Here is a 14,155-nt window from a genome sequence, read left to right as displayed (position 1 = left end):
AATACACCCCCGTGATGCCTCCCTGTTATAGCGGGAGACACCGCGGGGGTGGTGTTGTTTGTATGCGGAAAAGAGGCGCCCTTTCCAAAGGCGATGCAGTGTTACCGGATGCCCTGCAGGGCCAGCCGCTCAATGAGGGATGCCAGCTCATCGGCACTTTTTTTCATGCCGCTCTGCAGCCAGACCTGGAACACCTCAATGGTGCCCGACACGATGAAGGCATTGATGTAGGGGTAGTCCTCCGGCTTCTGGTCGCCGTGCAGCGGCAGCCATTCGGTCAGGGCCATTTCACTGATCATGGATTTCATCTTTTCCATAAATCCGGAGTTGCTGTTTTTTTGCAGCAGAGGCAGGATCTCGGCATGGCGGGCAAAATGGGAGAAGGCTTCATAGATAATGGGAAAGGGGTTCTCGTTGAGCTGCTGGGGGGAGTATTTGTGCAGAATATTCGACAGCTCTGCCATCAGATCGTTGATCAGGCTGTCCAGCAGATCCTGGGTGTCCTGGTAGTGCAGGTAGAAGGTGCCGCGATTGATACGGGCCAACCGGCAGATCTGGGTTACGGTAATCTCTTTGGCGGGGCGGGCGCGCAGCAGCTCCAGATAGGCCCGGCGGATGCTTTCCCGCGTTTTTTGTACCCGGAGATCGGACTTCTTTTCCTGCATGGAAGCCTCCTTTTTTGCAAAAGCAATCAACAATTTTGAACAATATGTTGATTATTGAACGAAGCGGCCTTTTTTAATGATTGAGCCGCGGAATTACTTTTATTATAATAAAAGTGTAAAGAAAATCAACATCTGTTGAGAAAAGCTTCTGCCTTTGGCTTTTTGACAATTTTCACAATTTTGCGTTCAAAAAGTACATAAAATGTTTAGAATCGACTGGTATACTACCATCAGAATCGGCCGGATACGCCGCCGACCGGACGGAAGGAGACAACGTTATGGCGAGTGACACTGCTTTTGTGACCTTTGAAAATGTCTGCAAATACTATCAAATGGGCGACACACGCATTGCCGCCGCCGACCATGTAAGCTTTGAAATTGCCAAAGGGGAATTCTGCGTGATTCTGGGGCCTTCCGGCGCGGGCAAGACCACGGTGCTGAATATGCTGGGAGGCATGGACACCTGCGATGAGGGAAAGATCATCCTGGACGGAGAGACGGTCAGCGACTTTGACGCCCGTCGCCTGACCGAGTACCGCCGCTATGATGTAGGCTTTGTGTTCCAGTTCTACAACCTGGTACAGAACTTGACGGCCCGGGAAAATGTGGAGCTGGCCAGCGAGATCTGCAAGGACCCGCTGGACGCCGATCTGGTTCTGGACGAGGTGGGCCTCAAGGACCGGAAAAACAATTTTCCGGCCCAGCTTTCCGGCGGTGAACAGCAGCGCGTCTCCATCGCCCGGGCACTGGCCAAAAACCCAAAAATTTTGCTGTGCGACGAACCCACCGGCGCGCTGGACTACAAAACCGGCAAGCAGGTACTGGAACTTTTGCAGGAAACCTGCCGTAAAAAAGGACGCACGGTCATTGTCATCACCCACAACAGCGCGCTGGCGGCCATGGCGGACCGGGTCATCCGCATCAACAGCGGCCGGGTGATCGATGTGGCCCTCAACAAGGACCCCATACCGGTGGAAAGGATCGAATGGTAAATGGCACGCAGTTATCAAAAAAATATTCTGCGCACCTTCAAGGGCAGCCGCAGCCGCTTTGTGGCAATTTTTGCTATTGTGGCGCTGGGCGTCGGCTTTCTGGCCGGACTTTTGTCCACAACTCCTGACATGGAGGACTCCATGGAGGAGTATCTGGATGCAGGCAATCTTTTTGACCTGCGGGTGGTCTCTACCCTGGGCCTGACCGACGACGATGTGGAAGCCCTGCGCAATGTGGAAGGCGTGGGCCAGGTCCAGCCGGCCTATTCCGCCGATCTGCTGCTTCAGGATGTCGGCGGCGAGATGGTGGGCCGGGTCCACAGCCTGACCGCCGACCCGGAGGGACAGGATGTCATCAACCGCCTGACCCTGACCGAAGGCCGCTGGCCTCAGTCTCCCAACGAGTGCGTGGTGGAGGAAGGCATCTCCACCCTCAATAAGGATTTCGCCATCGGGGATACCCTGGTGGTGGACCCGGAAAACGAGGATCTGGAGGATACGCTGAACGAAACCGAGTTCACCATTGTGGGCAAGGTACACAATACATATTACTTCTCCTACGAGCGGGAGCCGGCCAGTGTGGGCAGCGGCGCGGTGGACATTGTGCTGTACGCCCGGCCGGAAGCCTTCGCCTATGAAACATACACCGAAATTTATCTGACTGTGGAGGGGGCGGCACAGCTGCCCAGCCTGGAGGATTCCTACACCGACCTGGTCTCCACGGTGGCCGACCGCATCGAAGCCATTGAGGATGTGCGGTGCGAGGCCCGCTATACTGAGGTGCTCTCCGATGCCCAGGCGGAGATCGACGATGCCTGGCAGGAATACTATGACGCCGAGGCCGAAGCCAATGAAGAACTGGCTGATGCTGCTCAGGAACTGGAGGATGGCCGCCAGGAGCTGGCGGACGGTGAGCAGGAGTATCTGGACGGCGAGCAGGAATACGCCGACGGCCTGGCCGAAGTGCAGGAAAATGAACAAAAGATTGCCGACGGTGAAGTTCAGCTGGCGGACGGCCTGCGGGAACTGAACGAAAAGCAGGCAGAATACGACGACGCGGTGGCCGAGCTGGCGGACGGTGAAAAGCAGCTGTCCGACGCCAAGGCCCAGCTGGATGAGGCGCAGAAAAAGTACGACGACGGCCTGGCCCAGTATGAGTCGGGCTATGCCCAGTACGTGGACGGCGTTGCCCGGTATGAGGAGGGGCTGGCTCAGTACCAGGCCGGTGTGGAAAAGTATGAGGCCGGCAAGGCAGAGTACGAGGCGGGCGTTGAGCAGCTTGAACAGCTCAAGCTGCTCAACCAGGCGCAGAACGGCCTGAACACCGGAATTCAGACGCTCATTGATATGGGGTATGCCCAGAATGAGGCCGAGGCCCGGGCGCTGTTCTCGGATGAAAGCCTGGCGCAGAACGGGGCAGCCATCGATCAGCTGGAACAGCTGTCGCAGCTTCGGCAGCAGGAACAGGCCGCCAGACAGGCCTATGAGGATGCGCTGGAAGCGGCTCAGGCGGGGACGGACCCCTCCGAACCCGGAGAAGAAACCGAACCTCAGCCCGAGACCTCGACGGAAGATCCCGCCGATTCCGGGGAGGAGCAGGCGACAGTAGCCGAGGACCCGTCCGATCCCGACAAAACCGACGGGCAAGCCGATGAACCGGAGGCCGACCCGGACACGGCTCAGACGGAACCCGCTCCCGCGGAGGAGGAAAACACCGCTGCCCCTGAGCAAGCTGCCGGTGCCCCCGAAGATGGAACTGCCTCTGTGGAGGAGCCCTCTGCCCAAGCGGCGGAGGATGCCGCGCAGCAGACCACTGAGGCTGATATGACGGCCGATTCTGCTGACGGGGAAATTGTACAGGGCCCGGAGGTAAAGGCCCACGCTGCCCCGGTGAGTGCATTGTCCAACCCGGAGGATGACCCCGCGGTGCAGCAGGCCAAGGAGGCCTGGGATGCGGCCCGTCAGGTATGGCTGTATGCCCTGCAGGCCGCCGTCCAGGCTCAGGGGGAAGAGCTGGATCTCAGCGACCCCGTTGCCGTTGCCATGGCGGAAGCTGCCATGGATATGCAGATCGAATCTCTCCCCGGGATGCAGCAGCAGTATGAACAGCTGAAACTGCTCAACACCGCCCAGCACGGTGTGGAAACCGGTGTGCAGGGCATTCTGGATGCCGGCTACGCCTCCACCGAGGAGGAAGCCTACGCTCTCTTTACCGACGAGGCTATTGCTGCTGCACAGCAAAAGCTGGACGATGCCAGGACCGAACTGGAAGAGAGCGAGCCGGAACTGGAGGCGGCCCGCCAGCAGCTGGAGGAAACCGCCGCCCTGCTGGATGCCACCCAGGAGCAGCTTGCCGCGGCCAAAAAGGAACTGGACGACGGCAAGGCTCAGCTGGATTCCGGCTGGGAACAGTACAACACCCAGGGGGCCGCATTCTACGACGGCAAGCGACAGCTGGAGGAAGGCAAAAAGCAGCTGGATGACGGCTGGGCCACCCTGACCGATAAGCAGGTGGAACTGAACGACGCCAAGCGGCAGATCGCCGATGCTTACGCCGAGCTGGACGATGCCCGGGAAGAGCTGGACGATGCCCGGCAGACCATTGAGGAAAACAAACAGAAGCTGGCTGACGGCGAGATCGAATACGCCGACGCCAAGGCCGAGGCAGAGCAGGAGCTGGCGGATGGCCGCGCCGAGATCGAGGATGCCCAGTCCAAGCTGGATGAGATCGAATCTCCTTCCTGGTATATCTGGGACCGGGATGACAACGTCAGTTTCTCCTCCTTCCGGGGCAACGTCTCCAAGGTGGAGGCGCTGTCGGGTGTATTTCCCATCTTCTTCTTCCTGGTGGCGGCGCTGGTGGTTTCCACCACCATGACCCGCATGGTGGAGGAGGAACGCCTGCAGATCGGCACCATGAAGGCGCTGGGCTATTCCAATCACGACATCATGCGCAAGTACATTCTGTACGCCATGACGGCGGCGGTATCGGGAGCGCTGGTGGGGCTGGCCGTTGGATTTACGGTATTCCCGTCGGTCATCTGGTACGCTTATGAAATGATGTACTATGTGCCGGAGTTCCATGCCGTCTGGCGCTGGAACTATGCCATTTTCTCCAGCGGGCTTCTCATCGGCAGCGCACTGCTGGTCACCTGGACGGCCTGCCGCAATTCTCTGAAAGAAACACCGGCCGATCTTATGCGCCCCAGGGCGCCCAAAGCCGGCAAGCGCATCTTCCTGGAATACATCCGTCCTCTCTGGAAGCATCTGACCTTCACCCAGAAAGTTACCTGCCGCAATCTGTTCCGCTATAAAAAGCGGTTCTGGATGACAGTCATCGGTGTGGCGGGGTGCACCGCTCTGCTGGTGACGGGCTTCGGTATTTCGGACTCCATCAACGGCATTATTGTCAAACAGTACAGCGATGTGGATCACTATGATCTCATGACCGCTGTGACCGATGCCCAGGACACCCAGCAGGGAGAAATTCACGATTACCTCTTCGGCGACGACGCCTTCACCGCATCGCTGGCCACTCTCACCGAAAAGACCACCCAGGAACTGCCCGACGGCTCCAACGCGGAGGTCTACATGATGGTGCCGCAGGATGTGGACGCCTTTGCCCAGTTCTACGACCTGCACGAGCGGGTCTCCCGCAAACCCACTCCTCTGGGAGAGACCGGCATTGTCATGACCGAGAAACTGGCCGAACTCATGGACGTGAAGACCGGGGACACAGTGACTCTGGTGAATGCCGACGGCAGGGAGGGAACCTTCACCATCAGCGGCATCTGTGAGAACTATGTCTCCAACTACATCTATCTCAGCGCCGATACATACAGTCAGGCCTTTGACACCGATGTGGAGTGGAACGTTATCCTCAGCTGCACGCAGGATACCTCCCAGACATCCCGGGATGCGGTCTCGGCGGTGCTGCTGGGCATGGAGGACGTGGCCAGCGTGACCTTCACGGTGGACACCACCACGTCGGTGCTGAATATGCTCAACTCCATCAATGCGGTGGTGGTCATGATCGTCATCTGTGCGGCGGTGCTGGCACTGGTGGTACTGTACAACCTGACCAACATCAACATTGCCGAGCGGGTCAAGGAGATCGCCACCATCAAAGTACTGGGCTTCTATGACCGGGAGGTCAGCGCCTATGTCATGCGCGAGAGCATTGCCCTGACGGTGATCGGTGCGCTGTTCGGCATGGTGGGCGGCATTGCCCTGCATCGGTTTGTCATCTTTACCGTCGAGGTGGATGCGGTCATGTTCGGCCGCAGCATCGACTTCTCCAGCTTTGTCTATGCCCTGGGACTGACGCTGCTGTTCAGCCTAGCCGTTAACCTGTATATGGGCCGCAGACTCAAAAAGATCTCCATGGTGGAGAGCATGAAAGCCCCGGAATAAGACCTGTTCCGAGAGATCGCGGCAAACCGCACGGAATGAGTAAAAATTCAGATTTTTGCAGAAAATACCTGAATAATGCCCGGACTGTTTTTAACAGTCCGGGATTTTTTGTGCAAGATGCCGCTAAAACGTGTAAAACTTGACTGACAAGAAAATATTGGATATAATATTGTCGTACGAGCGGCAAATCGCCGCCGACCATGTGCCGGAGGGACGTGCCTCACAACAGGCCGACGGCGCATCAGATACATGAAGAACACCTTTTAGGAGGGGAACAGCAATGGCTGTAAAGAAGACCGCAAAGAAAGTTGAACAGACTGTAATCGCGGAAGATAAGTTCTACACCATCAGCGCCGCCAACGGCAAAGTGGTGGAGGTCGCAGATTATAACACCGACAACGGCGCAAAGATCCAGCTGTGGGACAATGCCAATGCCGAATGGCAGCAGTGGGGCTTTGTCCGCGCAGGGGAAGGCGTTTACCGCATCAAGAACCGTTTCACCGGCAAGATGATGGACCTGGACTGCAGCGGCGTTACCGACGGTACCCGGGTGCATCAGTGGGAAGGCGCCAATGCCAGCAGCCAGCTGTGGGTGGTTGAGCCTGCGAATGACGGCCGCGCCAAGATCAAGTCCAACCTGGCCGGCAAGTGCCTGGACGTGGTGGCCATGAGCACCGAGAATGGTGCTGCCCTGCAGATCTGGAGCGATGTGGGCGGTGACAACCAGTACTGGACCATCACCGAAGTCACCCGCAAGCCCAAGGCCAGCGCCAAGGCCAAGGCTGCCAAGGCCAAGGCTGACCTGGAAGCTGCTGCCGGCAACATTGGCGAGGCTGCCAAGGCCGCTGCCGATGTCCTGACCGATGTGGCCGATGCCGCCAAGAAGGCTGTCACCGACGTGGCTGACACCGCTATCAAGGCTGTGGAGACGGTTAAGAAGCCTGCTGCCGCCAAGAAGCCCGCTGCCAAGAAGGCTGAGCCCGCTGCCAAGAAGGCCGAGCCCGCTGCCAAGAAGGCCGAGCCCGCCAAGAAGACCGCAGCCAAAAAGCCTGCCGCCGAGAAGACCACTGCCAAGAAATAATGTCCGATCCCTTCGGATTTTCTGATTTTTCCCTTTGCAATTTTGTGCTGTAACGAGGCCGCCCCGCACAGGAAACTGTGCGGGGCGGATTTTTGTTTCTGCTCGGAAGATGAAAAACGGTCGGGGATTTTTATGCGGCCTTTCTGATCCACACAGCCGGTTTATTTCAGCTTACGGATAAAGACCAGCCAAGAATAAATATACAGCCAGGCGATGGACAGAAACAGGGAAGCAATGGTAACGGGAGCGCTGATGCCTAACCCGGTGGCAAGATCGATCAGCGTGGAAAGGATCATCAGCAGCCCGACGATGATGAAGCAGATGCCGCCCATTCGCTGGGTGCGCTGCCAGCAGTGCTCGCTGGCCAGAGCCCAGGGCGTGCGCACGCCCATGGTGTAGTTCTGGCGGATGCGTGGCATATAGTTGCCCAGAGCGACCAGACCGGCACCGATCAGACAGATGACGATGGCGGGCAGGTAATTCCACAGGGCGGCGGGCCCCCAGAAGTACAGCTCGGTCATCCAGGTAAAGCCGATCATCAGCAGCGTCATGGCCGTCACAAAAACGCCCCACAGTCCGCGCATCCTGCGGTAGCTGTCGGCCCGCGGCTCAACGGCCGGGATCACTTTGAACAGGATCAGCAGAAAGATGGGCAGGGCATCCAGAAAATACAGATAATCCTTTTCCATCCAGCTGTTGACACCACCGTCCAGCGCCCACTGGCGGGGAACCTGATCCGGCAGGGCGGGGTAGGCGATGAGATGCCCTGCAAAGGAGCACACCGCCAGAATCATCAATGCCCAAAACAGCGGCCAGCCAAGGGGCGGCTGTTTAGTGTTGTTCGGTTTCATCGGTATCACCTCCGGCAATCAGCCCGAAATCATAAAACCATTTCATCAGTTCCTGCATGACCGTCAGGTTCAGGTGATAAATAATGCTTTGTCCCTGCCGTTCATCGGTAATAAGCCCCGCATTGCGCAGGATACTCAGATGATGGCTGACGGACGGTTTGGCCATGTCAAAATGTGCGGCGATCTCCCCGGCGGAAAGGTCTTTCTCTGCCAGCAGCTCCAGAATACGCCGCCGGGACGGATCAGCCAAGGCTTTGAATGCGTCGCCCAAAACGGGACCCCCTTTCTGGTGAGTTTGCATTTTCCATTGTACCTTTTGCGGGCAAACCGGGCCGGAATGCCGCAGCAGACAGCCGCAATGGAAAATCTTGAAATATAATTAGATAAATTTCTAAATACAGTATACCACAGCGCCTTCCGGATTGCAAGTGACGGGTATCGGCGGCAAAAAGGCAAAAAAATCCCCGGGCTCTCGGCAAAAGCGAAAGCCCGGGGGAAAACGCGTGGTGAAATCAGGCGGCGGCCACAGTGGCGTTGGCAACCAGCTGCTTCATCAGGAGGTCCTGCAGGACATTGGTCTTGATGTAGTTCTCACCGTAGTTGGTGATGTAGCTGCTGGTGTCGTCGGTGCTGAAGAAATCATTGATGTTGGCGTCCAGGGCAGCGTCGTCACAGACGACGCCTTCCTGCTCGGCGATGGCCTGCATCAGCAGGGCCTGTTTCATGGAGTTTTCAATGGAGGAGGAAGCCATGGTCAGAAGGTCTGCGGCGCTGCCGTAGCCGGTGGCGGAGACGAACTCATCCAGGGTCATGCCGTAGTTGGCAGCGTAGATGTAGTAGGAGAACAGGAAGCTGTCGTTGAAGTACTGGGTCGCGGACTCGGGATACGTCTCGGCGAAGGTGGTGTTCTCCACAAGCTGCTGGTAAACGGCGTTGCTCATGTTGGACTCCACCAGGGAATCATGAACGTAAGTCTTGAGGCTGTCCACGGTGGTCAGCTCCAGATAGGGGTTGATGTTCTCGGCCACCCAGGCATCGGTCAGCTCAGGATTGACGCTCTCAGAGATGTAGTTGAGAGTGGTCACGAAAACGGCTTCCTTGCCGGCCAGGTCGGGGTTGTTCTGGTAGGGATCGGGGAAGGTGACCTCCACGTTGAAGGTCTCGCCGGGGGTGTGGCCGGCGATCTGATCCTCAAAGTCATCGATGAAGGAACCGCTGCCCAGCGTCAGGTCATAGCCCTGGGCGGAACCGCCGTCAAACTCCACACCATCCACCGAACCGACGTAGTCGATGTTGACGGTATCGCCCATCTCTGCGGCGCGGTCGGTGACCTGCTCGTCGGTGGCAAAGTTGGAGAGAATGTTGGTCTCAATGTAGGAATCCACATCCTCATCGGTCACGGTATCGGTGCCTGCGGGCAGGGTCAGGGAATTGTAATCCTCGGGCAGGGTGACATAGTCCAGAGCCTTGATGCCCTTGAGGTAGCCGTTCTCGTCAAAGCCGTCGCTGAAGGAGAAGTTGGCCAGATACGCATAGGCATCGGCGGTCTCAGCGGTAGCGCTTTCGGAGGTCGCGGCATTCTCGGAGGAAGAGGTCTCTGAGGTGGAGGACTGGCTCTCGTCCTTGGAGCAGCCGACCAGCACCATCGACAGTGCCAGCATCAGGGCACCGGCACGGATAGAATGTTTCAGTTTCATGTGATACTCCTGTCTTTTCGGCGCACACAGGCGCCATTTAATGCAATACTTTCCCATTATACAACGAAGCGCCAAAAAAGTACAGGCCCAAAAACAGCGGGCGGCGGCTTTGCCCTTTGTACCCCGGGCGGCGAAGAACAAAAAATTTACAACTGCCCACGTGCTTGCGGCCAATGCGCCGCTGTGCTACACTGGACATGCGGCCTGCAGGCCGCCCGGCCCGCAGGGGCCCGGAACCTGGGAAGGGAAGACAAGCCATGGACGAAGCAAAAATTGAACGCATTAACGAGCTGGCCCGCAAGGCCAAAAACGGAGCATTGACGCCGGAGGAACAGACCGAGCGGGAAGCTCTGCGCAAGGAATACCTGGAGGCGGTGCGTGCCAGCCTGCGGGCACAGATGGACCGTATTGTCATTGTGGAGCCGGACGGTACCCGCCACGGCCTGGGCAAGCCCCGTGAGGAAGAAGAAAAGCACTGACAGGGTATTGGTTTTTTATACCGGATTTGCTATAATGTATGCGGCGGCGGATCCCGGGCAAATTGCGCGGAAAAGGCTGTACGCTCAACCATGAAAGAGGTAACATCATGCTTACTGCAATCACCGGAATCAACTGGGGCGACGAAGGCAAGGGCCGTATGGTCGACCTGCTCAGCCGCGATTACGACATTGTTGCACGGTATCAGGGCGGCGACAACGCCGGTCATACCGTTAAGAACGAGCGGGGCAAGTTCGTTCTCAACCTGATCCCCTCGGGCATTCTGCGCCCGGAGGTCGTCTGCGTCATGGGCGGCGGCATGGTCATCGATCCCCACCACCTGGAGGGCGAGATCGACACCCTGCGCAGCCAGGGCATTGAGATCACTCCCGCCAACCTGAAGATCTCCGACCGTGCCACCATCACCATGCCGTTCCATGTGGATCAGGACGGCCTGGAGGAAGCGCGCCTTTCCAAGACCGGCGCACAGTTCGGCTCCACTAAGCGGGGCATCGCCTACACCTACGGCGACAAGTTCATGAAAAAGACCCTGCGCATGGGCGACCTGCTCCATATGGACGAGGGCGTCCGCAAGCGCCTGGCCACTATTGTGGAGTCCAAGAACCTGACCATGGAGAAGATCTACGGCCAGAAGCCGGTTTCTCTGGACGAAATGTGGGCCTGGTGCCAGCATTACGCCGAGGTCTTTGCCCCCTTCATCTGCAATGTGGGCGATTTCCTGGCCAAGGCGGACGACGCCGGCAAGAAGATCATGTTCGAGGCTCAGCTGGGCGCTCTGCGTGACATCGACTTCGGCATCTATCCCTACACCTCCAGCTCCAACACCATCGGCGCCTATGCCCCCATTGGTGCGGGCATTCCGGGCCGCAAGCTGGATCTGTCGGTGGGCATCATGAAGGCTTACTCCTCCTGCGTGGGCGAGGGCCCCTTCACCGCCGAGCTGGCCATGACCGAGGAGGAGAAGGACGTTCTGCGTGAGCACGGCCATGAGTACGGCGCTGCCACCGGCCGTCCCCGCCGCGTCGGTCCCTTTGACGTGGTGGCAAGCCGCTACGGCGTGCAGTGCCAGGGCTGCGACGAGCTGGCTCTGACCCTGCTGGATGTTCTGGATTATATGGAAGAAGTCCCCGTGGTCACTCACTATGAGCTGACGGACGGTACTGTGACCGATGTCTTCCCCATGGGCAAGACGCTGGACGACGCCAAGCCGGTGGTGGAGAAGCTGCCCGGCTGGAACTGCGACATTACCGGTGTGCGCCACTTTGAGGATCTGCCCAAGGCTGCGCAGGACTATGTGCTGTATATTGAAAAGGCAGTGGGCTGCAAGATCAAGTACATCTCGGTCGGCCCCGAGCGCGAGGCATGCATTGTGCGTGACTGACCGCATTACCCGTGATGCTTCACGGGCAAACCTATGAACCGATGGCTCCCGCCGGGCCTGGGCTTTGGCCCGGACCCGGCGGGATGCTTTGGTATGACGGAATCCGCGGTTCCGTTTGAGAGGGTAGTATTGCACGGTATGGCCGTGCAATAGGGGAGTGTGTATCGTGACTGAATTTCTTCTTCGTCGTTTTGTCAAAAATTATGAAAATGTCGCCGACAGGGCCGTGCGGTCGGCCTGCGGCAATCTGGCCTGCATTGTGGGAATTCTCTGCAACGTCCTGCTGTTTGCAGGCAAATTCACGGTGGGTGTGCTGTTCGGCAGTGTGTCCATCACGGCGGATGCCGTCAACAACCTGTCCGACGCCAGCTCCAATGTGGTCAGCCTGGTGGGCTTCAAACTGGGCAGCAAACCTGCCGACAAGGAACATCCCTACGGCCATGCCCGGTATGAATACCTGGCGGGGCTGGCCGTTTCAGTCATGATCCTGGTCATCGGCATCGAGCTGGGAAAGGAGAGCCTTGCCAAAATCATTACCCCCACGGCGGTGGAGTTCAGCTGGCTGTCGGCAGCGGTTCTGGTGGCGTCCATCCTGGTCAAGCTGTGGATGAGCAGCTTCAACCATCAGGTGGGCAAGCTCATCCACTCCGACACCCTGATGGCTACGGCGGCAGACTCGCGCAATGATGTCATCTCTACGGCGGCAGTTCTGGCCGCTTCGCTGGTGGCGCATTTCACTGCGTTTGACCGGCTGGACGGCATTATGGGCCTGCTGGTGGCGCTGTTCATCCTGTACAGCGGCATCGGCCTGGTGCGGGATACCCTGGACCCCATCCTGGGTGCAGCGCCCGACCCTGAACAGGTGGCCTACATCAAGGAAAAGGCGCTGAGTTATCCCGATGTGCTGGGCGTCCATGACATGATGATCCACGACTACGGTCCCGGCAACCGGCTGGTCAGCTTCCATCTGGAAATGCCTGCCGAGGGCGATGTCATGGCCATGCACGACGAGGTCGACTGCATGGAAAAGGACTTTTTCGCCAATGACGGCCTGACCGTCACCATCCACTTTGACCCGGTGGTCACCAGCGACCCCCACGTGGCCGAACTGCGGGAGCTGGTGGAGACCACCGCTCACCAGGCCGACCCCGAGGTCAACATCCACGACCTGCGCATTGTGCCGGGACCCACCCACACCAATGTGATCTTTGACTGTGCCGTGCCGCCCCGCTACTTTGAAAAGGACGGCGCCGCAGGCCGGGAACTGCTGAACAAGCTGCGGGAGGCCGTCAAGCAGAAATGGCCGGATCATTTCTGTGTGATCCAGCTGGAACAGGCATATGCAGATCTTTCGGAAGCATCCGGACACTGAACAACATCAACACAGGAGGGTACATGCAAATGGATTACAACAAAGCCGCGCTGGAACTTCACGAGAAATACCACGGCAAGCTGACGGTGCAGAGCCTGGTGGAATGCCGCGACCGGGATGCCCTGTCCACGGCCTACACCCCCGGCGTTGCCGAGCCCTGCCGCAAGATCAAGGCCAATCCCGACGATGTCTACCGCTACACCTGCAAGGGCCGCATGGTGGCTGTTGTCTCCAACGGCACGGCGGTGCTGGGCCTGGGCAACATCGGCCCTGAGGCCGCCATGCCCGTCATGGAGGGCAAGTGCGTCCTGTTCAAGGAGTTCGGCGGGGTGGATGCCTTCCCCATCTGCATTGATGCCAAGACCAAGGAGGAGGTCGTGGCGGCGGTCAAGGCCATTGCCCCCACCTTCGGCGGCATCAACCTGGAGGATATCCGCAGCCCCGAGTGCTTCGAGATCGAGGAGCAGCTGGAGCGGGAGCTGGACATCCCGGTATTCCATGACGATCAGCACGGCACCGCCATCATCGTGCTGGCTGGCCTGCTCAACGCCCTCAAGGTGGTGGGCAAGCGGCTGGAGGATGTGCGCATCGTCCAGAACGGCCCCGGCGCGGCAGGCACTGCCATCATCAAGATGCTCATGACCGCCGGTGCAAAGCATATCATCGCAGTGGATGAGCACGGCATTCTGGTGCCCGGCCGTCCCGCAGGTCTGGAAGGCCACAAGGCCCATCTGGCCGAGATCACCAACCCGGAGCGCCTCTCCGGCACCCTGGCAGACGCCATCCGCGGGGCGGATGTGTTCATCGGCACCTCGGTGGCCAACGCCCTGACGGTGGAGATGGCCAAGACCATGGCCCCCGACGCCATTGTTTTCGCCATGGCCAACCCCAACCCCGAAATTCTGCCCACCGATGCCAAGGCCGCCGGCGTGCGGGTCATCGGCACCGGCCGCAGCGACTTCCCCAACCAGGTCAACAATGTGCTGGCCTTCCCGGGCATTTTCCGCGGCGCATTGTCCGTCCGCGCCCGGGACATCAACCCTGCCATGAAGATGGCTGCCGCCCGCGCCATTGCGGGCCTCATCCCCGACGAGGAAATGAACGAGGAGAACATCCTGCCCAAAGCCTTCGACCCGCGCATTGCGGGTGCGGTGGCCGACGCTGTGGCGCAAGCCGCGCGGGAAAGCGGCGTGGCACGGGTATGA

The 14,155-nt window shown here is 58.8% G+C and carries 11 protein-coding genes; 7 read left to right on the top strand and 4 right to left on the bottom strand.

Annotated elements, in window-relative coordinates; genetic code table 11:
* Positions 1–101: 101 nt before the first annotated feature.
* Positions 102–665, bottom strand: a complete 564-nt coding sequence (locus INF35_RS04405; protein WP_193500297.1) for a TetR/AcrR family transcriptional regulator — start codon at positions 663–665, stop codon at positions 102–104.
* A 278-nt stretch (positions 666–943) separates the two neighbouring features.
* On the opposite strand from INF35_RS04405, the gene INF35_RS04400 reads away from it, so the two are divergent.
* From INF35_RS04400 to INF35_RS04390, 3 genes are all read left to right on the top strand, one after another.
* Positions 944–1,657, top strand: coding sequence for an ABC transporter ATP-binding protein (locus INF35_RS04400; RefSeq protein ID WP_193500296.1), 714 nt, complete (start codon positions 944–946; stop codon positions 1,655–1,657).
* Positions 1,658–6,070: an FtsX-like permease family protein gene (locus INF35_RS04395; protein ID WP_193500295.1), complete on the top strand. Its 4,413-nt coding sequence runs from the start codon at positions 1,658–1,660 to the stop codon at positions 6,068–6,070.
* Positions 6,071–6,350: 280 nt separating this feature from the next.
* A complete protein-coding gene (locus INF35_RS04390) occupies positions 6,351–7,151 on the top strand; it encodes an RICIN domain-containing protein (protein WP_193500294.1) in 801 nt (266 codons plus the stop codon).
* Positions 7,152–7,312: 161 nt separating this feature from the next.
* Here INF35_RS04390 and INF35_RS04385 read toward each other — a convergent pair whose 3' ends face one another.
* From INF35_RS04385 to INF35_RS04375, 3 genes are all read right to left on the bottom strand, one after another.
* The gene (locus tag INF35_RS04385; protein WP_193500293.1) at positions 7,313–8,002 is read right to left on the bottom strand and encodes an SdpI family protein; all 690 of its coding nucleotides are present in this window, start codon (positions 8,000–8,002) and stop codon (positions 7,313–7,315) included.
* Positions 7,983–8,303 carry an autorepressor SdpR family transcription factor gene (locus tag INF35_RS04380; RefSeq protein ID WP_328740373.1) on the bottom strand — a complete coding sequence of 107 codons (321 nt, stop codon included), beginning with the start codon at positions 8,301–8,303 and terminating at the stop codon, positions 7,983–7,985. The genes INF35_RS04385 and INF35_RS04380 overlap by 20 nt, the downstream gene beginning before the upstream one ends.
* Before the next feature lie 211 nt (positions 8,304–8,514).
* Positions 8,515–9,699 carry a trigger factor gene (locus INF35_RS04375; protein WP_193500291.1) on the bottom strand — a complete coding sequence of 395 codons (1,185 nt, stop codon included), beginning with the start codon at positions 9,697–9,699 and terminating at the stop codon, positions 8,515–8,517.
* A 257-nt stretch (positions 9,700–9,956) separates the two neighbouring features.
* Between INF35_RS04375 and INF35_RS04370 the strand changes: the two genes are divergently transcribed.
* From INF35_RS04370 to INF35_RS04355, 4 genes are all read left to right on the top strand, one after another.
* On the top strand, positions 9,957–10,178 hold the full coding sequence (locus tag INF35_RS04370) for a DUF896 domain-containing protein (RefSeq protein ID WP_193500290.1): 222 nt from the start codon (positions 9,957–9,959) through the stop codon (positions 10,176–10,178).
* A gap of 107 nt (positions 10,179–10,285) precedes the next feature.
* Entirely contained in the window at positions 10,286–11,578 is a 1,293-nt protein-coding gene (locus INF35_RS04365) for an adenylosuccinate synthase (RefSeq protein WP_193500289.1), read from the top strand.
* Positions 11,579–11,744: 166 nt separating this feature from the next.
* Positions 11,745–12,950, top strand: coding sequence for a cation diffusion facilitator family transporter (locus tag INF35_RS04360; protein ID WP_193500288.1), 1,206 nt, complete (start codon positions 11,745–11,747; stop codon positions 12,948–12,950).
* A gap of 29 nt (positions 12,951–12,979) precedes the next feature.
* Positions 12,980–14,155: an NAD(P)-dependent malic enzyme gene (locus tag INF35_RS04355; protein ID WP_193500287.1), complete on the top strand. Its 1,176-nt coding sequence runs from the start codon at positions 12,980–12,982 to the stop codon at positions 14,153–14,155.

Origin of the sequence: Gemmiger gallinarum, from assembly GCF_014982805.1 — a bacterium.
Taxonomy (GTDB): Bacteria; Bacillota; Clostridia; order Oscillospirales; family Ruminococcaceae; genus Gemmiger; species Gemmiger gallinarum.
This window is presented reverse-complemented; position numbering and strand designations above follow the sequence as displayed.